Annotated in this window: 25 protein-coding genes; 12 read left to right on the top strand and 13 right to left on the bottom strand. The window is 72.7% G+C overall.

Translation table 11 applies throughout. From position 1 onward, the window contains the following. Positions 1-89: 89 nt before the first annotated feature. The 6 genes from IAG42_RS36080 (at position 90) to IAG42_RS36055 (ending at position 5,989) form a co-directional block, all read left to right on the top strand. Positions 90-722, top strand: a complete 633-nt coding sequence (locus IAG42_RS36080; protein WP_223206478.1) for a DUF2461 family protein — start codon at positions 90-92, stop codon at positions 720-722. 154 nt (positions 723-876) lie between these two features. Further along, on the top strand, positions 877-2,175 hold the full coding sequence (rfbH, locus tag IAG42_RS36075; RefSeq protein WP_188341838.1) for a lipopolysaccharide biosynthesis protein RfbH: 1,299 nt from the start codon (positions 877-879) through the stop codon (positions 2,173-2,175). A 231-nt stretch (positions 2,176-2,406) separates the two neighbouring features. Beyond that, entirely contained in the window at positions 2,407-3,312 is a 906-nt protein-coding gene (rfbA, locus tag IAG42_RS36070) for a glucose-1-phosphate thymidylyltransferase RfbA (protein WP_188342028.1), read from the top strand. A gap of 74 nt (positions 3,313-3,386) precedes the next feature. Beyond that, positions 3,387-4,397: a dTDP-glucose 4,6-dehydratase gene (gene rfbB / locus IAG42_RS36065; RefSeq protein WP_188341837.1), complete on the top strand. Its 1,011-nt coding sequence runs from the start codon at positions 3,387-3,389 to the stop codon at positions 4,395-4,397. Further along, positions 4,387-4,992, top strand: coding sequence for a dTDP-4-dehydrorhamnose 3,5-epimerase family protein (locus IAG42_RS36060; protein ID WP_188341836.1), 606 nt, complete (start codon positions 4,387-4,389; stop codon positions 4,990-4,992). The genes rfbB and IAG42_RS36060 overlap by 11 nt, the downstream gene beginning before the upstream one ends. Continuing rightward, positions 4,982-5,989: a Gfo/Idh/MocA family protein gene (locus tag IAG42_RS36055; protein ID WP_188341835.1), complete on the top strand. Its 1,008-nt coding sequence runs from the start codon at positions 4,982-4,984 to the stop codon at positions 5,987-5,989. Before IAG42_RS36060 ends, IAG42_RS36055 begins: the two co-directional genes overlap by 11 nt. Before the next feature lie 15 nt (positions 5,990-6,004). On the opposite strand, the gene IAG42_RS36050 is transcribed toward IAG42_RS36055, so the two are convergent. The 9 genes from IAG42_RS36050 to IAG42_RS36010 are packed head-to-tail and all read right to left on the bottom strand — an operon-like array spanning position 6,005 to position 14,501. Continuing rightward, on the bottom strand, positions 6,005-6,976 hold the full coding sequence (locus IAG42_RS36050) for an aromatase/cyclase (RefSeq protein ID WP_188341834.1): 972 nt from the start codon (positions 6,974-6,976) through the stop codon (positions 6,005-6,007). Positions 6,977-7,032: 56 nt separating this feature from the next. Then, a complete protein-coding gene (locus IAG42_RS36045) occupies positions 7,033-8,739 on the bottom strand; it encodes a polyketide synthase (RefSeq protein ID WP_188341833.1) in 1,707 nt (568 codons plus the stop codon). Next, a complete protein-coding gene (locus tag IAG42_RS36040) occupies positions 8,736-9,542 on the bottom strand; it encodes a polyketide synthase (RefSeq protein WP_188341832.1) in 807 nt (268 codons plus the stop codon). Before IAG42_RS36040 ends, IAG42_RS36045 begins: the two co-directional genes overlap by 4 nt. Further along, positions 9,539-10,306, bottom strand: coding sequence for an enoyl-CoA hydratase/isomerase family protein (locus IAG42_RS36035; protein ID WP_188341831.1), 768 nt, complete (start codon positions 10,304-10,306; stop codon positions 9,539-9,541). The genes IAG42_RS36040 and IAG42_RS36035 overlap by 4 nt, the downstream gene beginning before the upstream one ends. Next, positions 10,297-11,562 carry a hydroxymethylglutaryl-CoA synthase family protein gene (locus IAG42_RS36030; protein WP_188341830.1) on the bottom strand — a complete coding sequence of 422 codons (1,266 nt, stop codon included), beginning with the start codon at positions 11,560-11,562 and terminating at the stop codon, positions 10,297-10,299. Before IAG42_RS36030 ends, IAG42_RS36035 begins: the two co-directional genes overlap by 10 nt. After that, on the bottom strand, positions 11,559-11,825 hold the full coding sequence (locus IAG42_RS36025; protein WP_188341829.1) for a phosphopantetheine-binding protein: 267 nt from the start codon (positions 11,823-11,825) through the stop codon (positions 11,559-11,561). The genes IAG42_RS36030 and IAG42_RS36025 overlap by 4 nt, the downstream gene beginning before the upstream one ends. Continuing rightward, the gene (locus tag IAG42_RS36020; protein ID WP_223206477.1) at positions 11,822-12,775 is read right to left on the bottom strand and encodes an LnmK family bifunctional acyltransferase/decarboxylase; all 954 of its coding nucleotides are present in this window, start codon (positions 12,773-12,775) and stop codon (positions 11,822-11,824) included. Before IAG42_RS36020 ends, IAG42_RS36025 begins: the two co-directional genes overlap by 4 nt. After that, a complete protein-coding gene (locus tag IAG42_RS36015) occupies positions 12,772-13,044 on the bottom strand; it encodes an acyl carrier protein (RefSeq protein WP_188341828.1) in 273 nt (90 codons plus the stop codon). The genes IAG42_RS36020 and IAG42_RS36015 overlap by 4 nt, the downstream gene beginning before the upstream one ends. Before the next feature lie 11 nt (positions 13,045-13,055). Continuing rightward, positions 13,056-14,501, bottom strand: a complete 1,446-nt coding sequence (locus IAG42_RS36010; protein WP_188341827.1) for an NDP-hexose 2,3-dehydratase family protein — start codon at positions 14,499-14,501, stop codon at positions 13,056-13,058. 145 nt (positions 14,502-14,646) lie between these two features. Here IAG42_RS36010 and IAG42_RS36005 point away from each other — a divergent pair, with 145 nt between their 5' ends. Next, positions 14,647-15,870, top strand: coding sequence for a serine hydrolase domain-containing protein (locus tag IAG42_RS36005; protein WP_188341826.1), 1,224 nt, complete (start codon positions 14,647-14,649; stop codon positions 15,868-15,870). A gap of 34 nt (positions 15,871-15,904) precedes the next feature. Here the strand turns inward: IAG42_RS36005 and IAG42_RS36000 are convergent, their stop codons facing one another. Further along, the gene (locus IAG42_RS36000) at positions 15,905-16,882 is read right to left on the bottom strand and encodes an aromatase/cyclase (RefSeq protein ID WP_188341825.1); all 978 of its coding nucleotides are present in this window, start codon (positions 16,880-16,882) and stop codon (positions 15,905-15,907) included. Positions 16,883-17,022: 140 nt separating this feature from the next. Here IAG42_RS36000 and IAG42_RS35995 point away from each other — a divergent pair, with 140 nt between their 5' ends. Further along, the gene (locus tag IAG42_RS35995) at positions 17,023-18,267 is read left to right on the top strand and encodes a nucleotide disphospho-sugar-binding domain-containing protein (RefSeq protein WP_188341824.1); all 1,245 of its coding nucleotides are present in this window, start codon (positions 17,023-17,025) and stop codon (positions 18,265-18,267) included. A 32-nt stretch (positions 18,268-18,299) separates the two neighbouring features. On the opposite strand, the gene IAG42_RS35990 is transcribed toward IAG42_RS35995, so the two are convergent. Then, on the bottom strand, positions 18,300-19,433 hold the full coding sequence (locus IAG42_RS35990; RefSeq protein ID WP_188341823.1) for a glycosyltransferase: 1,134 nt from the start codon (positions 19,431-19,433) through the stop codon (positions 18,300-18,302). Positions 19,434-19,442: 9 nt separating this feature from the next. Continuing rightward, complete coding sequence (locus IAG42_RS35985) at positions 19,443-20,354, bottom strand: nitroreductase/quinone reductase family protein (protein WP_188341822.1); 912 nt, start codon at positions 20,352-20,354, stop codon at positions 19,443-19,445. A gap of 336 nt (positions 20,355-20,690) precedes the next feature. On the opposite strand from IAG42_RS35985, the gene IAG42_RS35980 reads away from it, so the two are divergent. From IAG42_RS35980 to IAG42_RS35970, 3 genes are read left to right on the top strand one after another with little or no spacing between them, the layout of a single operon-like run. Next, on the top strand, positions 20,691-21,695 hold the full coding sequence (locus IAG42_RS35980; protein ID WP_188341821.1) for an NHL repeat-containing protein: 1,005 nt from the start codon (positions 20,691-20,693) through the stop codon (positions 21,693-21,695). Continuing rightward, positions 21,692-22,483, top strand: a complete 792-nt coding sequence (locus tag IAG42_RS35975) for an SDR family NAD(P)-dependent oxidoreductase (protein WP_188341820.1) — start codon at positions 21,692-21,694, stop codon at positions 22,481-22,483. The genes IAG42_RS35980 and IAG42_RS35975 overlap by 4 nt, the downstream gene beginning before the upstream one ends. Positions 22,484-22,503: 20 nt before the next feature. Further along, on the top strand, positions 22,504-23,244 hold the full coding sequence (locus IAG42_RS35970) for an SDR family NAD(P)-dependent oxidoreductase (RefSeq protein ID WP_188341819.1): 741 nt from the start codon (positions 22,504-22,506) through the stop codon (positions 23,242-23,244). A 20-nt stretch (positions 23,245-23,264) separates the two neighbouring features. Here IAG42_RS35970 and IAG42_RS35965 read toward each other — a convergent pair whose 3' ends face one another. Next, on the bottom strand, positions 23,265-24,410 hold the full coding sequence (locus IAG42_RS35965) for an acyl-CoA dehydrogenase family protein (protein WP_188341818.1): 1,146 nt from the start codon (positions 24,408-24,410) through the stop codon (positions 23,265-23,267). A 176-nt stretch (positions 24,411-24,586) separates the two neighbouring features. Between IAG42_RS35965 and IAG42_RS35960 the strand changes: the two genes are divergently transcribed. Next, positions 24,587-25,552, top strand: coding sequence for an MBL fold metallo-hydrolase (locus IAG42_RS35960; protein ID WP_394811299.1), 966 nt, complete (start codon positions 24,587-24,589; stop codon positions 25,550-25,552). Positions 25,553-25,620 lie beyond the last annotated feature (68 nt).

Here is a 25,620-nt window from a genome sequence, read left to right as displayed (position 1 = left end):
GCACCGCGCGCGCGTGCGGGGCCGCCCCCTTGCCGGGCTCACCTTCCCGGCCCGGAACACGGCGGCACACGGCGGGCTATCCTCCGCCCATGCGCACACAGTTCACCGGCTGGCCCGAGCAGGCCATGGACGTGTTGTGGCAGCTCCAGGGCGAACCGACCCACGCGACCCGCGAACGTTGCCGCGCGGACCGCGAGCGTCTGGTCCGGCAGCCGATGATCGCCCTGCTCAACGAGGTCGCGGACGCCGACCCCCGGTACGAGGACTTCTCCGTCTGGCACTACCGCACGGGCTCCTGGTGGTGGCAGAACCAGAGCGCGGTGATCCGGCTCGGCCGCAAGATCGAGATCAACCTGCGCTTCTCCCTGGACGGCCTGTGGATCCAGGGCGCCTGGTGGTACCCCGACCCCGGCCAGGTGGACGCGTTCCGCAAGGCCGTGGCCGCCGAGGGAAGCGGCCGCGAACTGTCCGCCCTCGTCGAGGACCTGCGGGGGAAGGGCTACGACATCTCCGGTGACGTGATGAAGCGGTCTCCACGCGGCTACCCCACGGACCATCCCCGTACGAATCTCCTGCGCCACCGCTCCCTGACGGCGGCCCGCCCCCTCGGCTGCGAGCCATGGCTGCACACCCCCGAGGCGGCCGACCGGGTCCTCGCGGTCGCAGCCGACCTGGACGCTCTGCTGACGTGGCTGGTCCGCCACGTGAAGAGTGCCGCCTGACACCGAGAGGCGAGCCGGAAACGCGCCCGCTCCCTGACCTCCGTCCGGCCCCTCCGGGCCGGCCCGCAGGCTCGACCGGCACTCAGGCAATGCGATACCCCGCCCTCCCTACGCTCGGATTCCGTCACCCGTGCGCCATCTGAAGGGAACGACCATGGGCGAGGCCAAGGAACGCATCGCGGAGCTCGTCCGTGAGTACCACGAGGAGAAGACCCCCGGCCCCTTCCAGCCCGGTGTCACCCCGGTCCAGGTCTCCGGGGCCGTGCTCAGCGCGGACGACCGGCTGGCCCTGGTCTCGGCAGCCCTGGACATGCGCATCGCGGCCGGCACCAGCTCGCGCCGCTTCGAGCGGGACTTCGCCCGGTTCATCGGCACCCGCAAGGCACATCTGACCAACTCGGGCTCCTCCGCGAACCTGCTGGCGCTCAGCTCCCTGACCTCCCCCCAGCTGCAGGAGCGGCGCCTGAAGCCGGGCGACGAGGTCATCACGGTGGCCGCGGGCTTCCCCACCACCGTCAGCCCGATCCTCCACAACGGCCTGGTGCCCGTGTTCGTGGACGTCGAGATGGGCACGTACAACACCACCCCCGAGCGGATCGCGGCGGCCATCGGCCCCCGGACGCGGGCGATCATGATCGCCCACTCCCTGGGCAACCCCTTCCAGGTGGAGGAGGTGGCCCAACTCGCCGAGGAGCACGAGCTGTTCCTCGTGGAGGACAACTGCGACGCCGTGGACTCCACCTACCGCGGCCGGCGCACCGGCTCCTTCGGCGACCTCTCGACCACGAGCTTCTACCCGGCGCACCACATCGCCATGGGCGAGGGCGGCTGCGTGCTGACCAGCAACCTGGCCCTGGCCCGGATCGTGGAGTCCTTCCGCGACTGGGGGAGGGACTGCTGGTGCGAGCCGGGCGAGGACAACCGGTGCATGAAGCGCTTCGACCAGCAGATGGGGAAGCTGCCGCACGGCTACGACCACAAGTACATCTTCTCCCACGTGGGTTACAACCTGAAGGCGACGGACCTCCAGGCCGCCCTGGGCCTGAGCCAGCTCCAGCGGATCGAGGAGTTCGGCGCGGCCCGGCGCCGCAACTGGCGCCAACTGCGCGAGGGCCTCGAAGGGCTGCCCGGCCTGCTGCTGCCGGAGGCGACCCCGGACAGCGACCCGAGCTGGTTCGGCTTCCTGATCACCGTGGACCCGGACGCCTCCTACTCCCGCGCGGCGCTGGTGGACTTCCTGGAGTCCCGCCAGATCCACACCCGCCGCTTCTTCGCCGGGAACCTCACCCGGCACCCCGCCTACGCCGAGCGGCCGCACCGGATCGCCGAGCCGCTGGTCAACAGCGATCTGATCACCGATCAGACCTTCTGGATCGGCGTCTACCCGGGGCTGACCGAGGAGATGCTGGACTACGTGATCTCCACGATCCGCGAGTTCACCACCCGGCCGTGACCCCCGGGGCCCGTCACCCGTCACCCGGGCCCGGCATCCGGCCCGCCGTCCCCGACCGCAGTCGACACGCAGAAGACCGAGACCGCCGTCGCGGCGGTCCGCACGCTACGGAGAGCAGCCATGATTGACGTACAGCACGCGGTTCAGGGGCGGATTCCGGGCCGCGAGACGGGACCAGGGTCCGGTCCGGCACCGCTGCTGGCGGTCACCGGCCAGGGCGGTCGCCGCCCGATGAAGGGGATCATCCTGGCCGGCGGCAGCGGGACCCGACTGCGCCCCCTGACCGGCACGGTCTCCAAGCAGCTGCTCCCGGTCTACGACAAGCCGATGATCTACTACCCGCTGTCGGTGCTGATGCGCGCCGGGATCCGCGACATCCTGATCATCTCCTCCCGCAACCACCTGGAGATGTTCCGCTCCCTCCTCGGCGACGGCTCCCACCTGGGCATCGAGCTCAGCTACGCCCAGCAGGACGAGCCGCGCGGCATCGCGGAGGCGTTCCTGATCGGCGAGAAGCACATCGGCGACAGCCCGGTGGCGCTGATCCTCGGCGACAACGTCTTCCACGGCGCCGGGTTCTCCACCACGATCGCGCAGGCCGCGGCCCGGCTCGACGGCTGCGAGCTGTTCGGCTACCCGGTCAACGACCCGGAGCGCTACGGAGTCGGCGAGATCGACGCGGAGGGCCGGCTCCTGTCCCTCGTGGAGAAGCCGGTCAAGCCACGCTCCAACCTGGCCGTCACCGGCCTCTATCTGTACGACAACGACGTCGTGGAGATCGCCGCCGGGCTGACCCCCTCGGCCCGCGGCGAGCTGGAGATCACCGACGTCAACCAGGCGTACCTGGCGCAGGGGAGGGCCCGGCTCACCGAGCTGGGCCGCGGCTTCGCCTGGCTGGACATGGGCACCCACGACTCCCTCCTCCAGGCCGGCCAGTACGTCCAGCTGCTCGAACAGCGCCAGGGCGAACGGATCGCCTGCGTCGAGGAGATCGCCCTGCGCATGGGGTTCATCGACCACGAGCAGTGCCACGCCCTGGGCCGCGACCTGGGCGACTCCGGATACGGCAACTACGTGCGGGAGCTCGCCCGCAGGGCCGCGGCGACCGCGGCGGCCGAATCCTCCTCGGCCGCCTGAGCACCGACGGACACCACCACCCCGCCCTGCCCCGTCGTCCCCGTCACTCGTCCTCCTGAAAGGCTTCCCCGCTGATGCGTGTCCTGGTCACCGGAGGTGCGGGCTTCATCGGCTCGCACTTCGTCAGAGAGCTGCTGTCCGGCACCTACCCGAGCCTGGAGCCCACCCGGGTGGTGGTGCTGGACGCGCTCACCTACGCCGGCAACCGCGCCAACCTCGACCCGGTGGCCGCCGACCCGCGCCTGGAGTTCGTACAGGGGGACATCTGCGACGCCCCGCTCGTCGCCCGGCTGTTCGCCGGCACCGACCTGGTGGTCCACTTCGCCGCCGAATCCCACGTGGACCGCTCCATCGAGGACTCCTCGGCCTTCGTGCACACCAACGTCCTCGGCACACAGACCCTGCTGCAGGAGGCCGTACGGGCCGGCGTGGGCCGCTTCGTCCACGTGTCCACCGACGAGGTGTACGGATCCATCGAGACCGGCTCCTGGGACGAGGAGGAACCGCTGCTGCCCAACTCCCCCTACGCGGCGTCCAAGGCCTCCTCCGACCTCATCGCGCTCGCCGTCCACCGCACCCACGGCCTCGAGGTCTGCGTGACCCGCTGCTCCAACAACTACGGGCCCTACCAGTTCCCCGAGAAGGCCATCCCTCTCTTCACCACCAACCTGGTCGACGGCCTCGACGTCCCCCTCTACGGAGACGGCGGCAACAGCCGGGACTGGCTGCACGTGGACGACCACTGCCGCGGCATCGCCCTGGTCGCCGCCAAGGGCCGCCCCGGCGAGATCTACAACATCGGCGGCGGCACCGAACTGACCAACCGTGAGCTCACCGGGCGGCTGCTCGACCTGTGCGGGCGCGACACCTCGGCGGTGCGACAGGTCGCGGACCGGGCCGCGCACGACCGCCGCTACTCGGTGGACATCACCAAGATATCCACGGAGCTCGGCTACGCCCCCCAGGTCCCGTTCGACCAGGGCCTGGCCGACACCGTGGCCTGGTACCGCGACAACCGCGCCTGGTGGGAGCCGCTCAAGGCCCGCACCGCACAGGAGCGGGCGGCAGGCAGCCGTGCGCATTGACGAGACCGGCATCCCGGGCACCTGGCGGATCTCTCCCGAGCCGCTCGGCGACGAGCGCGGCCACTTCTTCGAAGCCGCCAAGGAGAGCGTGCTGACCGCCGGGACCGGTCTGCCGTTCACCGTCCGCCAGGTCAACAACTCGGTCTCGCGCCGGGGCGTCCTGCGCGGCCTGCACTGCAACGACGTACCCGCCGACGCGAGCAAACTGGTCACCTGCGTGCGCGGCTCGATCCTCGACGTCATGGTCGACCTGCGCGTGGGCTCCCCCACCTTCGGCCGCCACCAGGCGACCCGGCTGTCGGCCGGCGAGGGCACCGCCCTCTACATGCCCGGCAGCATCGGCCACGCCTTCCTCGCCCTGGAGGACGGCACCTGCGTGAACTACCTGCTGTCCGCCGAGTACGTGCCTGGCGCCATGGTCGACATCGACGCCCTCGACCCCGAACTGGGGATCCCCTGGGAGCTCGACGGACCACCCGTGCGCTCCGCCAAGGACGCGGCCGCCCCGTCCCTCGCCGAGGCCCTCGCCTCCGGCCGGCTGCCGCACTTCACACCGGCGCGCCCCGCGAAGGAGGCGCTGTCCCATGCCCGCTGACACCACCGTCTCCACGACCCGGGTCGGCCTGCTGGGCTGCGGGGACATCGCCGCCCGCCGCACCCTGCCCGCCCTCCTGCGCGTCCCCGGAGCAGAACTGGCCGCCGTCGCCGCCCGCGACCCGGACCGGGCCGCGGCCTTCGGCGCCCGCTTCGACGCCCCGGCTGCCGCCTCGTACGAGGAACTGCTGGCCCGCACCGACATCGACGCGGTCTACCTGTGCCTGCCGACGCTGCTGCACGCCCGCTGGGCCGAGAAGGCGCTCCGGGCCGGCAAACACGTACTGGTGGAGAAGCCTCTGGCGGCCTCCGGCGCGGACGCCGAGCGCCTGTTCCGGCTGGCCGGCGAGCGCGGCCTGGTCCTGCTCGAGAACTTCATGTTCCTCCACCACGGCACCCAGCGTCAGGTCGCCGCCCTCCTGATGTCCGGGGCGCTCGGCGAGATCCGCGCGGTGTCCGCCGCGTTCACCATCCCGCCGCGCCCCGCTGGCAACCAACGGCTGGACCCGCGGCTGGGCGGCGGGGCGCTCCTCGACAACGGGGTGTACCCGCTGCGAGCGGCACTGCGGTTCCTGGGCACCGGGCTGACGGTGGCGGGCGCGAGCCTGCGCGACAGCAGAGAGCACGGGGTGGACCTGTCCGGCGCGGCGCTGCTGACCGCCCCGGGCGGAGCGGTCGCACAGATCCGGTTCGGCATGGAGCACCACTACCGGTCCTGGTACGAGATCCAGGGCAGCCAGGGCACTCTGTCGGTGGACCACGTGTACACCACGGCGCCGGGACACGCACCGGTGATCCGGCTGGGGGAGGGCACCGAGCAGCGCGAGATCACCGTCCCCGCCGAGGACCACTTCGAGGCGGTGTGGCGGTTCTTCGCCGCCGCCGTGCGCGGGGAGGAAACGGTGCGGCCCGGCCTGCGCCTCCTCTCGGCGGAGTCGGTGGCGCAGGCCGGGCTGCTGGACACGGTGCGCGACGCGGCGGTGCGGGTCCCGGTCTGAGACCCGGCCGCCGGCTCAGCGGGACAGGGCGGCGCTCTCCGCGAACTGCTTGGCGTGGTGGAGCGTCGCACCGCTGTTGCGGCCCAGCGCCTCCCGGACATGACGGCGGGCCTGCGCGAGGTCGACCCCAGCGCCGAGCGCCCCCTCGACGGCCTCCTCGCACAGCACCACGCTGTGCTGCGAGGTGACGGTCAGTCCGCCGCCGTCGGCGGGACGGACGGTCCAGCAGCCGGTGTGCGCGGTCATCAGGGCGGGCGTCGCGGTCTGCTTGTAGACGATCCGCAGGTCCTCGGGGAAGCACACGCGCACGGACTCGGTGGTGTGGGCCGAGCCGTCGGCGGTGCGCGTGTCCATGGTCATGACCTGCACACCCGGCTCGTCCTCGGTGAGTTCGAGGCGGTCCACGTGCGGCAGGCGCTCCGGCCACAGGTCCGCCCGGTGGAGGAAGTCGTACACCCGCTCCGCCGGACCGTCGACGTGGACGGAGTCCTCGAAGACGACGACGCGCTCGTCCAGGCGGGCCCAGCCGGCGGCCAGGGCGCACAGGTTGCCCAGTTCGGCACGGCTGTTCGTGTCGATGGCCCGCTCGACCCACTCCACGTCCTCGCGGCGGTCGTCGGCCACGGTGAAGTCGTGGAGCAGGGTCAGCAAGGAGCGCTCCGGCCCGAGTTCGGTGACGATCCAGGTGCCGCCCACCGTCTCCACCGGGGCCGCCGGAACCTCCTGGCGGAACTCGATGCGGCGGGCCACCGGGTCCAGGACCCGGCGCGAGGTCCAGGACTTCACCTGGCCGTTGGCCGTGGCCCACATGCGCAGCCGCTCGGTGTCACCGGTCGACTCCAGCTGTTCGACCTGCACGTTCGGCGGGAGGTACAGCGGCCATCGGGAGGTGTCCGCGATCAGCCGGTACACCACGTCCGCGGGGGCGTCGGTCTCCGCCTCGTGCACGGTGCGGTGCACCCGCCCGTCGCGCTGCTCGTTCACCATCGAAAGTCTCTTTCCGGGTCGGGGGCGGTGTCTCGGGTACGGCCCGCAGGCCGGGGTCACAGCGCGGAGGGCGCCTCGTCGTCGAACCAGCACGAGCGGCGCCGGAACGGGGTGCCGGGCAGGTGGGCGCGCGGCGGCAGGTCCCGGTCCTTCCACAGCACCTGCCAGTCCGGTGTGCCGCCGTCCTCCCACGCACGGGCGATCCCGTCGGCGGGCGGCCGGTGCGTGCCCTTGGCCACGGCCGTGAGCGCGGTGCGCAGGGACGCCGCGTCGGACACGACGAGGGCCCTGCGGTGCTTCATGTGCCGCCGCCCGTGCTGGAGCGTCCAGGCCAGCGAGTCCAGCGCCGGGGCGTCCGTGCCGTCGAGCGTGCGCAGCAGACGGCCGGCCAGCAGGGCCACCGCCTCGTCGCTGCCTGCCGAGAGCGGGACGATCTCCTCGTCCGCCGCCACGCGGGGGCCCGCGGTCCGGCGCGGCGCCTCCTCGACCACCGCGTGGGACAGCGAACCGCCGAGCCCGAAGGCGTTGACGGCGCCGATGCGCGGGACGTCGCCGGCGGGCCACGGCAGGTTCTCCACGGGGATGCCCAGGGGCGCGTCGCCGACCGGCAGGGACGCGTCGGCCGTGCCGAGACCGGCGATGCGGGGGATGGTGCCTTCCTGAAGGGCGAGCACCGTCTTGACGATGCCGATCAGTCCGGCCGCGCCCTCCAGGTGTCCGATGTTGGCCTTGACGGATCCCACCCACAGCTTCCCGTCCGGACCCGCCGCCGGGCCCCGGTCCGCGGGCAGCAGCCGGGCCAGGGCGGCGATCTCGGTGGCGTCGCCGCCCCGGGTGCCGGTGCCGTGCGCCTCCAGGTGCCCGAGGTCGCGCGGGGTGAGTCCGGACGCGGCCAGGGTGCGCTCCACCAGGGAGATCTGAGAGTCCTGGTCGGTGCCGGTCAGCCCGCCGCCGCGCCCGTTGTGGGCGCTGCCCACGGAGCGGATGACGGCGTGGACGGGGTCGCCGTCGGCGAGCGCCGCGTCCAGTGTCTTGAGCAGCAGACAGGCCCCGCCCTCCCCGCGCAGGTAGCCGTTGCGGGCCTCGCTGAAGGGCACCGAGTCGCCGGTGGGGGACAGGGCGCCGCCGAGGTAGGCGTTGGTGGCGTAGTAGCCGGCGCTGAACAGGTTGGGGGAGCCGACGAGTGCCATCGGGTAGTCGCCGGACCGCAGGCCCTGGACGGCGAAGCCGAGCGCGGACAGGCCGGCCGAGCAGGCCGAGTCGATGACCATGCTGGGGCCGGTCCAGCCGAACTGGTACGAGACGCGGTTGGCGAGGAACGCCATCATCGTGCCGGGGAACGCGGCGCCGTCGGCGCGCTTGCCCCGGGCGAGCATCCGCTCGCCGTAGTCGGACATGAAGGCGCCCGCGAAGACGGCGACGGGCTCGCCCGCCAGGGACTCGGGGTCCAGGCCCGCGTTCTCCACGGCGTGCCAGGCCAGTTCGAGCATCAGCCGGTGCTGCGGGTCCATGAAGGCCGCCATGCGGGGGGCGATGCCGAAGAAGCGGGCGTCGAAGCCGTCGACGGAGTCCAGGAGGAAGGCGCGCGGGGTGTTGGCCTTGGCGACCTGTTCGTCCAGCCCGTACCAGCGGTCCGCCGGTACGTCCCGCAGCCGCCGCTCGGCGCGGGACGCGAGGTCCCAGAACTCGGTGAGGGTCTCGGCACCGGAGGTCCGGCAGGACATGCCGATGACGGCGATCGGGGTGTCCGCGTGCGTGCTCATGCGGCGGCCCCCCGGTCGTCGCGGGCCGGTCCGCCGGCCGCGCCGGCGAGGCGCTGGCCGTGCAGGCCGCGGATGCGGCGCCGGGCCTCCTCGCCGAGGATCGTCTCCTCGTGGTCGGGGATCTCCCGCTCCAGGGCGGCCTCGGCCTCGGCGAGCACGGTGCGCACGAGCTGGGACTTCATCAGTTCCATCGCGGGGCGCGGGGCCTGGGCGGCCTGCAGGGCGATCCGGTGCGCCTCGGCGGCCACCGCCTCAGGAGCGGTGATCTTCATCCCGGCGCCGCGGTCGCGCAGTTCGCGCCCGGTGTAGCTGCGGCTGGTGTAGATCATCTCGGCGCCCAGCGCCCGGCCGAACGCGGCGGGGAGCATGTGGCTGGCTCCGAGGATCGAGGTGAAGCCGAAGGCGAGGAAGTTCATCGCGTAGCGGGAGCGCTCGTTCAGGACGGCGACGTCGCAGTACAGGGCGAGCAGCAGGCCGCCGCCGAGCGCGTGGCCCTGGACGGCGGCGATCACCGGGACGGGACAGTCGGCGATCGCCCGCATCATCTCCCAGAGTTCGACGACGCGCTGCTCATGGGTGCCGAGCATGCGTTCGGTGGTGCCGCCCGCGCTGAAGACGCCGGGAGCACCTTCCAGGACGACGGCCCGGACGGCGGGGTCGGCGGCGGCCGCACGCAGTGCGGCGATCAGCCCGGCGCGCAGCTCGGGCGTGAACCGGTTGCTGCCCGCCTCGTCGCACAGCCGCACGGTGGCGACCGGCGCCTCGACGTGCAGCTCGACGGGCCCGTACACAAGTGTGGTCACGGTATTAGTCCTTGCCGGTGAAAGGTGTCCAGCCGCTCGCGCACCCGCTGGTCGCCGAGGCGTTCCGCGACGACGCGCACCGAGCGGTCGGCGTGGCCCTCGTCGAGGGGGTACAGCTCGCGGCGATAGCGCTTGAGTGCGCGGACGGCGCCGGGGTCGGCGGCCCGCAGTCGTCGCAGCAGCAGTTGGAGTGCGCGGCGGCAGTCCTCGGTGCGCCGGTCGGCGAGACCCAGGGCGGCGGCCTCGTCGGCGGCCAGTTCCTCGGCGCCGAGGGCCATCGCGTAGGCCCGGTGGCGGCCGACGCGTTCGGCGACGGTCGGCAGGATCGCGGCCGGGACGAGGCCGAGCAGGACCTCGGTCATCCGGAAGCTCGCGCCGGGTCCCGCGATCACGTGGTCGCAGGCCGCGGCGAGACCGACGCCGCCGCCGGTGGCCACCCCGTCGACGACGGCGACGGTGACCAGGGGTGAGTCGGTGAGCCGGCGCAGCAGGTCGTGCACGGCGGTGAGCCGGGGCCGCCAGTCGGCCTGGTCGAGGTCGCCGAGCGCGATGCCGGAGCAGAACGTGTCGCCGGTGGCGTCGATGACGAACACTGTCGCGGAGTCGGTCCGTTCGGCCTGCTCCAGGGCGCCGGCCAGCTCGGCGAGCAGTTCGTCGTCGAGGCGGTTGCGGGTGGCGGGGCTGTCCAGGGTGGCCCGGACGACGGGTGGCCGCGCCGTGTCGACGCGGACCCGGGCGGCCGCGCCGGAGGCCGTCACCGCCATTCGTACCGCCTGATGTAGTCCTCGACCCCGGCCAGCACGAGCAGCTTGCCGTGGTCGCGGAACGGGGCGAGGTAGGCGTCCGCCGCGTCCAGGTCGATCTCGCGGTGCGGCCGGGGCACCAGGATGCGGCGGGTGACCGGCAGCATCTCCTCGTACTCGGCGAAACTCAGGTCCCGCCGCAGCCCGAGCCGTTCGGCCGTGGCCGTCTTGCCGACGATCTCCTTGGCGCCGGGCATGACGGTCGCGCCGAAGAACTCCGAGGCGCAGCCGGAGCCGTACGAGAACATGCCGAGGCGCGAGCCCTCCAGGCGCTCGGCGCTCTCGTGGTCGACGAGGCTGGCGAGCGCCAGCCAGATCGAGCCGGAGCACAGGTTGCCGATGGAGCGGGCGTAGCGCAGGGACGGGACGACCCGGCGCTCGAAGTCCTCCGCGATCAGCTTGGGCGCGCGCGGCGCCTGTTCGCGCATCAGCTTGCGGTGGGCGGCCCGCACCATGCCGCCGAACGGGGTGTGCATCACCACGTGGTCGAAGGACTCGGCGAAGTCGGTGCCCGGGACGTTGTCGGCGTAGGCGCGGAAGCTGTCGGACAGACACTCCAGGTAGGCCAGGAGCGAGAGGTCCGGGTTGTACAGGTCGTAGTCCGGCGCGGGCCGGGCCGTGTCCATGACGTCGAAGCTGTTGAGGCCGTACGCGCCCGGGGTCAGGGCGAGCACGCCGGGACTGTCGCCCACGAGCAGCGCCACCGCGCCGTGCCCGGTGGTGGGCTCGGCGTACTTGGCGTACTCGTCCATCGGGTTGACGTCGGTCGCGATGATCAGCGCCTTGGCCCCGGGCCGCAGCCCCGCGCGCAGGTAGCCGGCCGCGAGCTGGAGGGCGCCCGTGGCGCCGTAGCACGCCTGCTTGACCTCCATGTAGCGGCACTGCCGGGACAGGCCGAGGTGGCCGTGCACCCAGGAGGCGAGCGACTTGCTGTGGTCGAGGCCCGACTCGCTGGAGGTGACGAGGAGTTCGATGGACCCGCGGTCCTCCTCGCTGAGCGCGTCCACGATCGGCTTGGCCGCGTTGACCGCGTTGGTGACCGAGTCCTCCCAGGGCAGCTGGACCGACCGCTCGTCCGTCATGAGGTTGCCGAAGCGGTCGGGGTCCAGGCCGCGGGCGTCGAACAGGGCCCGGGCGGAGATCTTCGCGACGCCCGCGTACACGTTCAGGGCCTCGATGCCGATCCGCGCGGGACCGGCCGTCGTGGCGGGGGTCATCGCGCGCCTCCCTGGCCGGACAGATGGGCGATGAGGCCTCCGATGTCGCGGATCTCGGCGAACCTGGAGACCCGCTCGCGGCTGCCGAGCCGGTGGCAGAGCGTCGTGATGATCTCGACGCGGTCGACCGAGTCCGCGCCCAGGTCCGCCAGGCTGCGCTCGTCCAGGACCTCCTGGGCGGGCACGTCCGGCAGGATCTCGGCGATGACCTCCACCAGGACGGATCGGACGGTCGCCGGATCGGCGGCGACGGGCGCGGTCATGACTCCTCCACCAGTTGCTGGACGGAGCAGACGGCCAGCAGCCGTCCGCTCTCGGACTCCCGGACCGAGACCTCGGCGATCTCCTCGCCCGGCACGGTGTCGCTGCGCCACAGCGTCACCGTCAGGGTGAGCTCGGCGTCGGCGTCGGCGTTCCCGAAGTAGCCCATGCGGTGGTCGAGGACGGTCCGCGTGCTGAACGCGGCCGGGTCCCGGTGCAGGGAGCGCCACTGGCGCAGCAGCGCCGTGTCGACGATGGAGAAGTAGGACGCGAAGTACATGAGCCCGGCGCCGTTGAGGTCGCGCACCCGGTCCAGGGTGTACGTCGTGGTGTACGGCTGCGCGGCCGTGTGGCCGGGGATCCCGTGTTCGTGGAAGGTGCCCGTCTTGCGGGCCCGGCCGCAGGAACCGCGCGGCGAGTACTCCTGCGGCAGCCGCGGCAGGTGCTCGTGCCGGAATCCGGCGGGTGACGCCTCGACCAGACCCGTGTTGCTGTCCGGGTGCGAGCGGGAGATCCAGCGGTTGTAGTTCTCCACGTACAGGCAGTCCTCGCGCCGCTCCTCGTGGAGCTCCCGCGGATCGAGGACCTCCTCCGGCCCGAACGTGCCGGGACGGGAGAGGCGGTGCAGGGTCATCACCGACTGGGGCCCGAAGTCGAAGACCCGCGAGGTGACGTCGAACTCGTCGCCGAACCCGATGCCGTACGGATGGACCTGACGGCTGCCGCGCACCCGGAAGTAGTAGAAGGACAGGTAGGTGGGGTGGCCGTCGGCGCTGCGGGCCGCGTACACGTTGGTGCCGCTCGCGGCCTTGACCGCCTCCCACGTCCAGTCACCCAGCTGTCCGAAGAACAGGGACCCGGCTCCGCACATGCCCGGTGCCACCGTGACCCGCCGGGTCAGGGAGGACGCGTCGAGGAGCGCCGGGTCGCTCAGCCGGCCGGTGGGGCTCACTTGGCGTTCGCCACCAGGTCCGCCACCCGGCCGCTCACGTACGCGCTGAGCTGGTTGACCGTGGGGTGGTCGTAGACCGTGTCGAGAATCTCCTCCAGGCCGTACTTGGTGTTGACGAAGGCGACCAGTTCCACGCCCAGGACGGAGTCCAGGCCGAGGTCCGCGAAGGTGGCGTCGTCGTCGATCTCCTCGATCTCGCAGTAGAGGATGCCGGCCAGGTGCGGCCGCAGTTCGTCGCGGATCGAGTCGGCACTCACCAGGGTCGTCATTCGCTCTCTCCTCAACCTCTTCGACTCGCTGTGCGAGCAATCTCGGGCCAGGCTAGGAAAGGCGTCTCGGGAGCCGCTGGAGCTGTCCTCGAGGGCTGGGGCAGGAACCCGAGCAGGGTGAGCAGGCTGCGCGCTTCGACATTGAGGTGGCTGCCGTACCGCACGAAGTCCATCAGCTGCCGCACCGTCATCCACACGAACCCCGGGGGAGCTTCGAGCGGGAAGTTCTCCTCGGCCTCGACCAGCAGGTAGCGGTTGCGGGCGTGGTGGAAGCGGCCGCCCTCCTCGGACTGGACGGCGTCGAAGCGGATCCGGTCCGCACCGGCGGCCAGGACGAGGTCCAGGAACGGGGGGCGCGCGGTCGTCCCCGGCCCCGAGCCGTCGGCGGCGGCGTAGTCGGCGGGCTGGCACTGCACGGTGGGCGCCATCTCGACGCGGTCCAGCGCCCCGGTCTCGACGCGTGCCTGCACCAGCAGGTGCAGCACCCCCCTGACCCGTCGGGCGACGAACGCGACGACGCCCTGGCTGCGCGGCGCGATCATGGGCTGCGACCAGCCGGAGACCTCGCGGTTCGACGCCTCCACCCGCAGGCCGATCACCTTGAAGTGCCGGTCCTCGTCATGGACGACGGCACCGTCGCGCAGCGACCAGCCCGTCGTCCGCGCCAGCGGCACGAGCCGCCGCTCGAGGGTGCAGTGCGCCTTCGCCTCGGTGAACCAGCTGAGCAGCTCGGCGGTGGTGTGCAGCGCCGCGCGCCCCGGCTGCCAGGACGCGGCGAGCGCACCCTCGAAGCCGTCCTCGCCGGGGACGCCCGCCGGCCGGCGCAGCCGGGTCGCACCCGACAGGACGGTACGGGTGTCCATGTTCACCAGGTCGTCGGTCTGCAGGAGTTCGGCGATCTGCTCGAAACTCAGCCAGCAGAAGTCGTCCAGGACCGGGACGTCCTCCTGCGTCCGCACGATCATGTTGCGGTTGCGCTTGGCGAGGAACCAGGACGCCTGCTCCGACTGGAGGGCGTCGAAGAGGATCTCACCGCTGCGCGGCACGAGAAAGTGCTCCAGATACGGAACGGGCCGGCCGCCGTGCACCCGCGTGTAGTTGCTCTTCGTCGCCTGGACCGTCGGCGACAGCTGCACCAGGTTCTTGTTTCCCGGCTCCATCTTCGCCTGGAGCAGGCAGTGCGGAACGCCGTCGAACTCCTTCACCAGGATTCCGAGAATTCCGTGTTCCGGCTGCACGATGATCGGCTGCCGCCAGGAATCGACCGCCCGTCCCGAGTCCGTCACCTCCAGTCCCCGGACGGAAAAGAAGCGACCGCTGCGGTGCACCAGATTTCCGGACCCCTCCTCGAAGGACCAGCCGTCCAGGCGGTCCAGGGGAGTCTCGGTGACCTTGTAGGAATTGGCCGCGCACCGTTGCTCGAACCAGCGATGGAATTCCGATATGTCGGAGAACATGGGGGCCTCCAGAGGATGTCTTCCGGGAACTTTCGACAGGACGCAGAGCCCGACCGGTTCGCGAGAACGGTTCGAGTCGGCTGCGAGCCCGAAAATAAAGAATGTCGAGCGTCAAATGGCATGCACGGGCGAGGAGTTGATCCCATTGACCATCGATGTGACCGAAGCCGCGGGGACGGTCCAGGGGGAGTGCGCACCGGCCTTCGCCGAGGTCGCGCGGGCGTTCGCGGAGAACTTCCGCGACGGCTCGCAGACCGGGGCGGGCGTGAGCGTCTACCACCGCGGACGCGAGGTCGTCTCCCTGTGGGGCGGGGTCGCCGACGAGGCCACCGGACGCCCCTGGCAGCGCGACACGCTCGCCGTGCTGGCCTCGCCGACCAAGTCGGTCGCCGCCGGCGCGCTGTACGTCCTTCTCGAGCGGGGCGTGGTGGAACTGGACGCCCCGATCGCCCGCTACTGGCCCGAGTTCGCCGCCGCGGGCAAGGAGTCGGTCACCCTGCGCATGCTGCTCGCCCAGCGGACCGGCGTGGTGGCACTGGACCACACACCGATCACCTACGAGCGGCTGCGCACCGGCCGGCCCGTCGTCGAGGCCCTGGCCGCGGCCCGCCCCGAGTGGGAACCGGGCACCGCGCACGGCTACCACGCCATGACCTTCGGCCACATCGTCAGCGAGGTCGTGCTGCGCACCACGGGCCGCACCGTCGGTGAGTTCCTCGCCGAGGAGATCGCCGGCCCGCTGGGGCTGGACTGCTGGATCGGACTGCCCGAGGCCGAACTGCCCCGGCTGGCGACCATGCTGCCGTCCCAGGCCGAGTTCCTCATGGAAGGCGCGGGCGACGGTCCGGACACGAGCGGCCTGGCCGAGCTCCTCGCCGCGCTCGGCGACCCCACGTCGCTCACCTTCCGGGCGACCATCGGCAGCATGTCCTTCGACGCCGACACCGGGAACGACGCCAAGCGGGTCCGGCTGGAGAACGCCTCGTACGACGGCGTGGCCAACGCCCCCTCCCTGGCCCGCTACTTCGCCGCGCTGATCGGCGAGGTGGACGGGATCCGGCTGGCCGGGCCCGGCCTGGTCGACGAGATCCGCCGGGTGCACTCGGACGGCCCGTGCCGCACCATGCTCCTGCCGACCACGTGGGGACTGGGCGTGATGCTGCCCGACGGCCCGCTGTACCCGGCGTCCGCCGGACCGGCCGGCTCGTTCGGGCTGGCCGGTGCGACGGGCTCCTTCGCCTGCGCCGTCCCCGAGCGCGAACTCGCCTTCGCGTACGTGCCGAACGGCGGATCGCGGGTCATCGACCGGCTCGACCCGCGCGCCCGGCGCGTGGCGGAGGCGGTCCACCGGAGCGCGGCCGGGCTCTGAGACCGCGGCGCGCGTCCGGGCGGCTGCCGCCGAGCTACGCGGCGGCCCGCTCGGCGGCGTACGCACCGGCGTGCTCCAAAGTCTGCAGGCTGTTGCGGCGCAGCAGCTCCTGAACGGTCGCGCGAGCCTGGGCCGGGGTGGTCCCCTCGCCCAGGACCGACGCGACGGCCTCGGGGTCCAGCGCCACGTCGTGACGGATGGAGACGCGGGTGCGGTCACCGTCGGGGACGACGGTCCACACGCCGCCGTGGGCGCGCAGCGGGCGGGGCACGGAGGTCTGTTGGAAGACGATGCGCTCGTCGGCGAAGCACAGCCGCACCGAACGGGAGGTGTGCACGGAGCCGTCCGGGGAGAGCGTGTCCATCTCCAGCGTCTGCTGCTCGACGCCCTCGCCCGCCCCGTTCGCCGGGGCGGTCTCGAGGTCGAGCCGGGTGACGTGCGGCAGACGCTCCGGCCACAGGTCGGCCCGGTGCAGGAACGCGTGGACGGCCTTGGCCGGGCCGTCGATCTCCACCTCGTCGGTGAAGGAGAACAGCAGGTCGCCGAGGTCCTCGGGACGCTCGGCCCAGTACCGCACCGCCGCCACCTCCTCCGAGTTGTGCCGCTCCAGGGCCTGCGCGAGGAAGGCCTCGGTCCGGGTGTCCGCCGGGTCGGTGAGCGTGTAGGCGTTGCCGAGCGTGATCCGGGTGGGCTCCTTCGTGCCCACGTCCTCGAAGCGCCAGGTGCCGGCGGCCGCGGACAGCGGCGGGGCCGGCCGTTCCTGCCGGAAGGAGACCCGCAGAGCGGCGTCGTCGGCCTGCCGGACCGAGGTCCACGAGCGCACGCTGTCGCCCGACAGGACCCACATGCGGAACCGGTCCCCGTCCGGGCCGGCGTCCAGCAGCTCGACGTGCAGGCACGGAGCGAACAGCAGGGGCCAGCGGGTCACGTCGGAGACGAGCCCGTAGGCCCGTGCCGCGGAGGCAGTGGTCGTGGCGGTGAGCTCCGCCAGGCGGTCGCCGGTGCCGGTCATCCAGGTCTCCAGACGGTTCGGGGCAGGTTCGGGGCAGTCGTCCTCCGCAATGTCGTGCAGGGGTCTCGATCCCTGCTCGACCCGGGATCGAGCCGCCCCGACCAGGCTCGGAACCTCCCAGAACGACTGGAGTCGCTGTCATGCGCATCTTGTTCACCGCATTCCCGGCCACGGCACACGTCCATCCGCTCGTTCCGCTCGCCTGGGCGCTGCAGAACGCGGGCCACGAGGTCCGGGTGGCCATCCACCCCGACACCGTGCACCTGGTCACCGAGGCGGGACTGCCGGCGGTGCCGCTCGGTTCCCGCGAGACGCTCGCCGACGCGGCGAAGTGGAACGACAACTTCGAGATGCTCTCCCAGCTGAGCGACGCCCTGTTCCTGGACACCGGCAACGCCCCGCAGTGGGAGCGCCAGTGGCAGGGCCTGTGCGGCATGCTGGGCACGTTCACGCCGATGCTGGACGACCTCGTGGACTTCTGCCGCGGATGGCAGCCCGACCTCGTGGTGTGGGACCCGTTCTGCGTGGCGGCGGGCGTCGCCGCACGCGTCACCGGCGCCGCCCACGCCCGCTTCCTGTGGGGCCAGGACAACATCGGCTGGCTGCGCGCCAAGTCCCTGGAGGCGGGCGCCGGCCAGGACGGCACCCCGGACCCGGTGGACGCGCTGATGGCCCCGATGCTGGAGCGCTACGGGCTGGAGTACTCCGAGGACCTGCTGCTCGGCCAGTTCACCGTCGACACCATGCCGCAGGCCCTGCAACTGCCGCTGCCCGTGGACTACGCCCCGATCCGCCGGGTGTCCTACAACGGCAACACGGTGGCCCCGGCGTGGGTGCACCAGCGCCCCGAGAAGCCGCGCGTCCTGCTCACGCTCGGCATGGGCGGCCGCGGCCGCCAGCTCTTCGACGCGGCCGGGATCTCCTTCCCGCAGGTCGTGGAGGCGCTGGCCGAACTGGACGTCGAGGTGGTCGCCACCCTGCACAAGGCGATGCTGGACACCGTCACGTCCGTCCCCGACAACGTCCGGCTGACGGAGTACGTGCCGCTGGCGCAGGTGCTGCCGAGCTGCTCGGCCGTCATCCACCACGGCGGCGGCGGCACGTTCGCGGCGGCCGCGGCGGCCGCCGTCCCTCAGCTGATCGTGCCGATGTCGCTGTGGGGCGAGGCGATCACGGCCCGCTTCATGGCCGACCGGGGCGCCGGAACGGTCGTCGAGGCCGAGGACCTCGACACCGCGCTGCTGACCGAGCAGGTCACGCGGCTGCTGGAGGATCCCGCGTTCCGTACGGGAGCACAGGCACTGCGCGCAGAGATCAACCAGGCGCCGGGGCCTGCCGAGTTCGTCTCCGTGCTGGAGACGCTGACCACCAAGCACCGCCCGTGACCGGCCGCCGGCACCCCGCCGCGCGCGGCTGATCAGCCGCGCGCCAGCGCCTCCACAGCGGGAAGGACCTCCGCCGGGCCCGGCAGCGCGGCCAGCTCCGCGGCGAGTTCCGCCGCCCGCCGCGCGTACGACGGGGTGGCGAGCATCTCCCGGCAGACACGGGCGACGTCACCGGGACCGTCCTCGCCGGCCTGAGGCAGGCGGGCCACACCGTGGTCGGCGAGACGCCGGTTGGGGCCCCACAGCTTCGGCATGTTGGGCACGACCATCTGCGGAACGCCGGCCCGCACGGCCGTCAGCGCCGTCTGCCCGCCGCCCGCGTGCAGCAGCAGATCGCAGGTGTGCAGCACCGTGTCGAGCGGCAGCCAGCCCGCCCGCACCCCCGGGTGCCGCTCACGCAGAGCGGCCGCCGCCTCCTCCGGAGCCGCGACGAGGACCTCCACGTCCGGACCGCTGACCTTCCCGACCAGCGCGTCCAGGTGGTCGAACTCGTACTCCTTGCTGACCCGGCTGCCCGCCGTGACACACACCCGGCGCCGCTCCCCGCGCGTGTACATCCACGGCTCCAGCTCCCGCTGGAGCCCGCACGGCACGAACCGCATGGTCAGCCCGGACGGGGCCGCGGGATCCGCGACGGAGGGCGGGCAGATGTCGATCCACAGGTCCGCCGCGGGCAGCTCCGTCAGACCGGACCGCGCCAGCTCCGGGGCCAGTTCGTCGGCGGCCCCGAGCTCCATGGCGAGCGGCTCACCCATGTCCCAGGCGTGCCGGACGTACGGGACCTTCAGCTCGCCGGCCAGCAGCGCCGCACCGAAGGCCAGCGCGCCGCCGACGACCACGTCGGGGCGCCAGCCCCGGCCCAGCTCGCGCAGCGCCGGAAGACTCCCGGCGGCCAGCCGGCCGAACCCGCGCCCCCCGAACCGCATCCGCTCCCCGGGATCGTCGGGCAGCGACAGCGGGGAGCCGTCGCGGCCGGCGAGCATGAAGTCACGCATCGCCAACGGCGTGACGGACGCGGCCGGGAGCCCCGCCGCGGTGATCACCCCCGCCATGTCCGCCGTGGCGGCCACCAGGACCTCGTGCCCGCCGTTGCGCGCCGCCGTGGCCAGCGGGACGAGGGCGAACACCGTCGCCGGGCTGCCCCCGGCGAGGAAGAGCATCCGCATGCCGACGCCTCAGCCGCGACTGGCCGGGGCGAACGCCAGCGCGTCGAGCGCGGTCACCACGGCGGCCTCCTCGTACGCGAAGTGCCGCTCCAGCTCCTCGACCAGCGTCTCCAGCCTGGCCTGCACACCCTGCGGGTCGCCCGGCTCCAGCTCCGTCACGAGCTCGGCGATCTCGGTGCGCAGCCGCGACACCACCTTGTGCTCCTCGCGCAGCTTGGCCAGCGTCGGCGCCAGACCCGGGAAGGTGGACTCCAGGACCGGGAACGCGCCCTGGTCCTCGCCCCCGTGGTGCACCTCGAGCGCCTTGCAGAAGCTCAGGCAGTTGTCGCGCAGCTGCTGGAGCACGGGCACGTCGGCGGGGGTCACGGCGTCGGCCTTGCCGGCCGCGAAGTCGGCGACCTGGCGGCGGAGTCCGGCGAGCTCGCCGCGCAGCCAGTCGTGGATCTCGGTGAGTTCCTGACCGAGCCCGCGCGCCCGGCGCCCGTCCTCGTAGTACTCGGGCTCCAGCACGACGACGGGCAGGACCCGGTCGGTGTTCTTCTGGTAGTCCGCGTAACCGGGGGACAGCTCGCAGGCCTTGGCGAAGACGCTCTCGCGCTCCTCGCCCTCCAGCACCGTCGCCCTGGCCTGGTACTTCTCCGTGCCGACCTCGACGGTCAACAGCGGGTTGGCACTGAGGTTGTGGTACCAGGCGGGGTTCTTCGGGCCGCCGCCGGCGGACGCGATGACGACGCCCTTGCCGTCGATCTCCAGGTATCCGACCGGGCTGGTCCGCGGCAGGCCGCTCTTGGCGCCGGCCGTGGTCAGCAGAGCGAGGGTGCCTCCCTCGAAGGGGCCCCCGACCTTTCCGCCGTTCGCCCGGAACTCCTCGACGACGGGCTTGTTCCAGTCAGCGACGAAGGCTTCCAGCTCGTCGGCCATGGATATGCACGCTCCTCAGTTCTTTCGACAGGTCCACGCATCGGCGGCGGCCCGCCGGCCCGCACGGGTGGGACTCGACGATCAACGGCCGGACCCCCGCCGGTCAATGATTCCCGTCCGGAACTCGAGCCGCCCTCGAGCACCCCTGGAGCGACGTCCCGGCCCGTGGAACCCGGCTCGAGACCTGGTCGCGAGCGCATGGACCCCCCGTCGAACACCCGTCCACGAACCGCCGGAGCGCGCCTTCTCGATGGCACAGTCGCCCACCGGAGACGACCGGAAACACGGGCTGCCGGAGACTCCGGACGGCCGGAACCGGAACGGGAGGCATCCACCATGCAGAACAGACTGTCCCGGCGCCGTCTGCTGGGACTCGGTGCCGCGGCGGGCGGCGCCGCGGTGCTCGCCGCGACGCCTGCGGGCGCATGGGCGGCGGCGCGCCCGCTGGACGCGGGCTGGCCGACGAGGATCGAGCTTCCGGTCGGCTTCCACCCGGGCGGTGTCGCCACCGACGGCCGCGCCCCGTACGCGTACTACGGATCGCTGTTCGGCGGCGACGTCTACCGGGTGGACCTGACCACCGGCCAGGGCAAGTACATCTCTCCCGACCTGGGCGAGGGCAACGCCGCCGCCGGGATCCGGCTCGACTGCCACGGCCGGCTGTTCGTCAGCGGAGCCTACGGCGGCCAGATCCGCGTGCTCGACGTCACCACCGGACAGACGCTGGCCTCGTACCGGATGACGCTGCTCGGCGCGACGATCGCCGACGTCGCCCTGACCGCGGGCGCCGCGTGGTTCACCGATGCCTTCCACCCCGTCCTGTACAAGCTGCCGCTCGGCCCGACGGGCGAACTGCCCACCGCCGAGCAGGTCGTGACGGTGCCCCTGAGCGGCGACTGGGTGCAGGGCGGCGACGGCGAGGTGACCACGCTCGGCATCTCGCCCACCCCCGACGGCCGCGGGCTGCTCCTGGCCCACGTCCTCGACGGCGGCGCCCTCATGCGCGTCGACCCGGCCACCGGCGTGGCACAGCGGATACCGATGGGCGGCGCGACCATCCCCTCGGCCAACGGCATCCGCCTCGACGGCACCCGGCTGTACGTCGCCCAGTCCGACGCCGTCGGTGTGCTCCAGCTGAACACCGAGGGCACCCGCGCGGCCCCGCTCACCCGGATCACCGACCCGGACTTCGACTGGCCGTCCGCGGTGGCCGTGCACGGCGACCGGCTCTACGTGTCGAACTTCGGCCCGCGGACGCCGACCTCCACGACCCCCTACCACTCGACCGCCGTGCCCCTGGTGCGCCGGTTCACGACCCACAGCACTGAGGAGCGGGCATGAGCGAGACCCCGAAGGACCAGCGGGCAGCCCTGGTGACGGGCGGCACCAGCGGCATAGGCCTGGAGATCGTGCGGCGGCTCGCCTCCGCCGGCACCCCGGTGCACCTGTGCGGCCGCACCACGGAAACCGTCGCCTCCACCGTCAAGGAACTGGTCGAGGAGGGCCTGCCGGTCACCGGCTCGGTCTGCGACGTCCGCGACCACGAGCAGATCCGCGAACTGGTGCGCACCGTCGTCGAGCAGCACGGCCCGATCCGCATCCTCGTCAACAACGCCGGCCGCAGCGGCGGCGGCCCCACCGTAAAGATCACCGACGAGCTGTGGGCCGACGTCATCGAGACCAACCTGACCAGCGTCTTCCGGGTCACCAAAGAGGTGCTGACGGCGGGCGGCATGGAGGAGGCCGGCCACGGCCGGATCATCAACATCGCCTCGACCGGCGGCAAGCAGGGCGTGGTCCTCGCCGCCCCGTACTCGGCCTCCAAGCACGGCGTCGTCGGCTTCTCCAAGGCCCTCGGCCTCGAGCTCGCCCGCACGGGCATCACCGTCAACGCGGTCTGCCCCGGCTTCGTCGAGACGCCCATGGCCCAGCGGGTCCGCGAGGGCTACGCGGACGCGTGGGGCATCACGCAGGAAGAGGCCTTCGACCGGATCACCACCCGGGTGCCCAACGGGCGTTACGTCACCGTCCGCGAGGTCGCCGCGATGGTCGAGTACCTCGTGGGCGACGACGCGGCAGCGGTCACCGCGCAGGCGCTGAACGTCTGCGGCGGCCTCGGCAACTACTGATCCGGAAGAGGAAGGAAGCCATGAGCAGCACACGCGTCGCCCTGGTCACCGGCTCGTCCGCGGGCATCGGTGAGACCGTGGCCCGGCGGCTGGCCGCCGAGGGCATCAGCGTCGTCGTCAACTCGGCCCGCTCCACGGAGGCCGGCGAGAAGGTCGCGGCCTCGCTGCCCGACGCCCTCTACGTCCAGGCGGACATCTCGGATCCGGAGCAGTCGCGGCAGCTGGTCGCTGCGGCCGTCGAGCACTACGGAAGGCTCGATATCCTCGTCAACAACGCCGGTGTCACCCGGGCCATCCCGCACGGGGACCTCGACGCCGCGACCCCCGAGGTGTGGCAGGAGATCTTCGGCCTGAACGTCTTCGGCACCTGGCAGACCACGGTGGCCGCGATGCCCGCCCTGCGGGAGAGCGGCGAAGGCGTCGTCGTGAACGTGTCGTCGGTGGCCGGCAGCCGTCCGACCGGCAGCTCGATCCCGTACGCGGTGAGCAAGGCGGCCCTGGAACACATGACCCGCCTGCTGGCCGTGGCCGTGGGCCCCGAGGTCCGCGTCAACGCGGTGGCACCCGGCCTGGTCGAGACGGGCTGGACACAGGGCAGCGACTTCTTCGCCGCCATCGCCCAGAAGGTCGCGGAGGTCGCCCCGCTGCGCCGCGTGGGACAGCCGGACGACGTGGCGGAAGCGGTCCTGTCGATGATCCGCTCCACCTACACGACCGGCAACGTCCTCATGGTGGACGGCGGCGGCACCCTCGTGCGCTGACGGCCGCGCCGCCCGCCGCCTCAGCCCGCCTCGGCGACCTGCGACGCGTACGCGGCAGCCGCCGGGGCGAACTGGAGCACCACGTGACCGGACGCCGAGTGGACGTCCCGCCACAACCGCTGCAGCGGGCTGTCGACCCGGTGCCCGCTGGTCCCCGACGCCCTGAAGAGCCGGTCCACGACACCCGTCAGCAGATCCGCGGCCAGCGCGCAGTCACGCTGGCCGCGGACCGTCTCCAGCGGCGTGGGGCCCGGATCGCGGTCGGCGGTCGCGGCGACCCGCTCCAACAGCAGCCGGGCGGCGTCGATCTCGCCCGAACAACGGGCCAGCGTCTCCTCGTAGAAGCCGCGGCCGGGACCCGGCCCCGGCACGTGCGAGGCGCTGCGCAGTTTCGGAGCGGCGTACTCGGTCCAGTGTGCGAGCGCGCCCTCGGCGGCGCCCAGCATCGGCAGGGTGAAGAAGAGACCGTTGACGGCCGGCAGCGGAACGCGGTGACAGCCGGCCGACCCCTGCGGGGCCAGGCCGGTCAGCAGGTCCTTCGCCGCGAAGCTCAGCTCGTCCGGCACCAGCACGTCGTCCACGATCAGGGTGTTGCTGCCGGTGGCCCGCATCCCGATGTCCGACCAGGTGTGCTCGATGCGGTACGCGGAGCGGGGCAGCGCGAACAGCCGCGGCTCCGGCCGCCCTTCACCCGTCGCCACCAGGGCGAGCAGCAGCGCCCAGTCGGAGTGGTCGACGACACTGACGTACGGCCAGGTGCCGGAGACCCGCCACCCGCCCGACGCGGCACGGGCCCTGCCCACCGGAGAGACGGAGCCGACGACCACCGTGTCGGGCCCCTCGCGCCAGACCTCCTTGCGGCCCGCCTCCGGGAGATAGGCCGCCATCCGCGACAGGCTCGCCACGATCGCGGCGCTCCACGCGGTCGCCGGACACCGGGCACCCAGCACGGGAACGGCCCGGGCCAGCTCGCCGTAGGTGGACTCGGTGCCGCCGTGCGCGGCCGGCACGAAGTGCCGGGCGAAACCGGCGTCGACCACGGCCCGCAGCACCCCGGGGTCGACGCGGCGTTCCTGCTCGGCGCGCTCGGCCAGGCCGGCGGCGAGCTCGGCCACCGCGGGGGCCGCGGCAGCCACCCCGGACTCTCGCGGGAACTGGTCGCTCATCCTTGCTCCTTACGCTGGGGGCGCCCGGACGGGCCGACACCTCGTCCCACGCTCCGCCCGGCCGGTAGCGACGAGCTCAAGGTCGGCTGGAGAGGGCTCGCGGCGTCCTCGACCGGGCTGCGAGCAGAGCGCACGAGACTCGGGGCACTGTCGCAAGCCATGTGAGGAGAACGGCCGTGCCGCCCAGCATCACCGCCCCCCGCGCCGCGGAGCCCGGGACGTCCCGGGTGCCCGCCCCCTTCGCCGAGGTCGTCGAGGTGGCCGACGGCGTCCACGCCTATCTCCAGCCGCCGGGCGGCTGGTGCCTGAACAACGCGGGCATCCTCGTCTCCGAGGGCGAGAGCGCCCTCGTCGACACCGCCGCCACCGAGGCCCGCGCCCGCCACCTGCGCGCGAGCGCCCTCGCCCTCAACCCGGCCGCGCCGCGCGCCGTCGTCACCACGCACTTCCACGGCGACCACGCCTTCGGCAACTACCTGTTCCCCGAGGCGCTCGTCGTAGGCCACGAGCGGACCCGCACCGAGATGGTCGCCGCCGGACTGCACCTGACCGGACTGTGGCCGGACGTGGAGTGGGGCGGCATCGAGCTCGCCCCGCCGGCGCTGACCTTCCGCGACGGCCTGACCCTCCACATCGGCTCCCTGCGGGCCGAACTGGAGCACGTCGGGCCCGCGCACACCTCCAACGACACGGTCGTGTGGCTGCCCCGCCAGAAGGTCCTGTTCACCGGCGATCTCGTCATGAACGGGGTGACGCCGTTCTGCCTGATGGGCTCGATCGCCGGATCGCTGGCCGCCCTGGACCGGCTGCGGGCGTTCGGGGCCACGACCGTCGTACCGGGTCACGGCGCCGTCTCGGGGCCCGAGGTCTTCGACGTCGTCGAGGGGTACCTGCGTCACGTCCAGCGGGTGGCCGCCGAGGGGCACGCGGCGGGCCTGACCCCCGCGCAGGCCGCCGCCGAGGCCGGCCCCGGCCCGTACGGCGGGCTGCTGGACGCCGAGCGACTGGTGCCCAACCTGCACCGGGCCTACGCCGAGCTGGACGGCGCCGGCCCCGAGGACCCGCTGCCCATGCCGGTCATGGAGACGGCCCTCGGCGAGATGATCGCCTACCACGGCGGGCCGCCCTGCTGCCTCGCCTGACCCGTACGGCGAAGGGGGCGGCCCGCCGAACGGGCCGCCCCCCTTCTCCTCGTCCGCGCTCCGTGCGC

Origin of the sequence: Streptomyces xanthii, assembly GCF_014621695.1 — a bacterium.
In the GTDB taxonomy this organism is placed as follows: domain Bacteria; phylum Actinomycetota; class Actinomycetes; order Streptomycetales; family Streptomycetaceae; genus Streptomyces; species Streptomyces xanthii.
This window is presented reverse-complemented; position numbering and strand designations above follow the sequence as displayed.

Coding starts and splice junctions, on each gene's coding strand:
- IAG42_RS36055 (WP_188341835.1), top strand. CDS start 4,982: ATGCCCGCTGACACCACCGTCTCCACGACCCGGGTCGGCCTGCTGGGC.
- IAG42_RS36035 (WP_188341831.1), bottom strand. CDS start 10,306: ATGGCGGTGACGGCCTCCGGCGCGGCCGCCCGGGTCCGCGTCGACACG.
- rfbA (WP_188342028.1), top strand. CDS start 2,407: ATGAAGGGGATCATCCTGGCCGGCGGCAGCGGGACCCGACTGCGCCCC.
- IAG42_RS35990 (WP_188341823.1), bottom strand. CDS start 19,433: ATGCGGATGCTCTTCCTCGCCGGGGGCAGCCCGGCGACGGTGTTCGCC.
- IAG42_RS36015 (WP_188341828.1), bottom strand. CDS start 13,044: ATGACGACCCTGGTGAGTGCCGACTCGATCCGCGACGAACTGCGGCCG.
- IAG42_RS36025 (WP_188341829.1), bottom strand. CDS start 11,825: ATGACCGCGCCCGTCGCCGCCGATCCGGCGACCGTCCGATCCGTCCTG.
- IAG42_RS36045 (WP_188341833.1), bottom strand. CDS start 8,739: ATGAGCACGCACGCGGACACCCCGATCGCCGTCATCGGCATGTCCTGC.
- IAG42_RS36000 (WP_188341825.1), bottom strand. CDS start 16,882: ATGACCGGCACCGGCGACCGCCTGGCGGAGCTCACCGCCACGACCACT.
- IAG42_RS35970 (WP_188341819.1), top strand. CDS start 22,504: ATGAGCAGCACACGCGTCGCCCTGGTCACCGGCTCGTCCGCGGGCATC.
- IAG42_RS35980 (WP_188341821.1), top strand. CDS start 20,691: ATGCAGAACAGACTGTCCCGGCGCCGTCTGCTGGGACTCGGTGCCGCG.
- IAG42_RS36050 (WP_188341834.1), bottom strand. CDS start 6,976: ATGGTGAACGAGCAGCGCGACGGGCGGGTGCACCGCACCGTGCACGAG.
- IAG42_RS36030 (WP_188341830.1), bottom strand. CDS start 11,562: ATGACCCCCGCCACGACGGCCGGTCCCGCGCGGATCGGCATCGAGGCC.
- IAG42_RS35995 (WP_188341824.1), top strand. CDS start 17,023: ATGCGCATCTTGTTCACCGCATTCCCGGCCACGGCACACGTCCATCCG.
- IAG42_RS35975 (WP_188341820.1), top strand. CDS start 21,692: ATGAGCGAGACCCCGAAGGACCAGCGGGCAGCCCTGGTGACGGGCGGC.
- IAG42_RS36010 (WP_188341827.1), bottom strand. CDS start 14,501: ATGTTCTCCGACATATCGGAATTCCATCGCTGGTTCGAGCAACGGTGC.
- IAG42_RS35965 (WP_188341818.1), bottom strand. CDS start 24,410: ATGAGCGACCAGTTCCCGCGAGAGTCCGGGGTGGCTGCCGCGGCCCCC.
- rfbH (WP_188341838.1), top strand. CDS start 877: ATGGGCGAGGCCAAGGAACGCATCGCGGAGCTCGTCCGTGAGTACCAC.
- rfbB (WP_188341837.1), top strand. CDS start 3,387: ATGCGTGTCCTGGTCACCGGAGGTGCGGGCTTCATCGGCTCGCACTTC.
- IAG42_RS35985 (WP_188341822.1), bottom strand. CDS start 20,354: ATGGCCGACGAGCTGGAAGCCTTCGTCGCTGACTGGAACAAGCCCGTC.
- IAG42_RS36080 (WP_223206478.1), top strand. CDS start 90: ATGCGCACACAGTTCACCGGCTGGCCCGAGCAGGCCATGGACGTGTTG.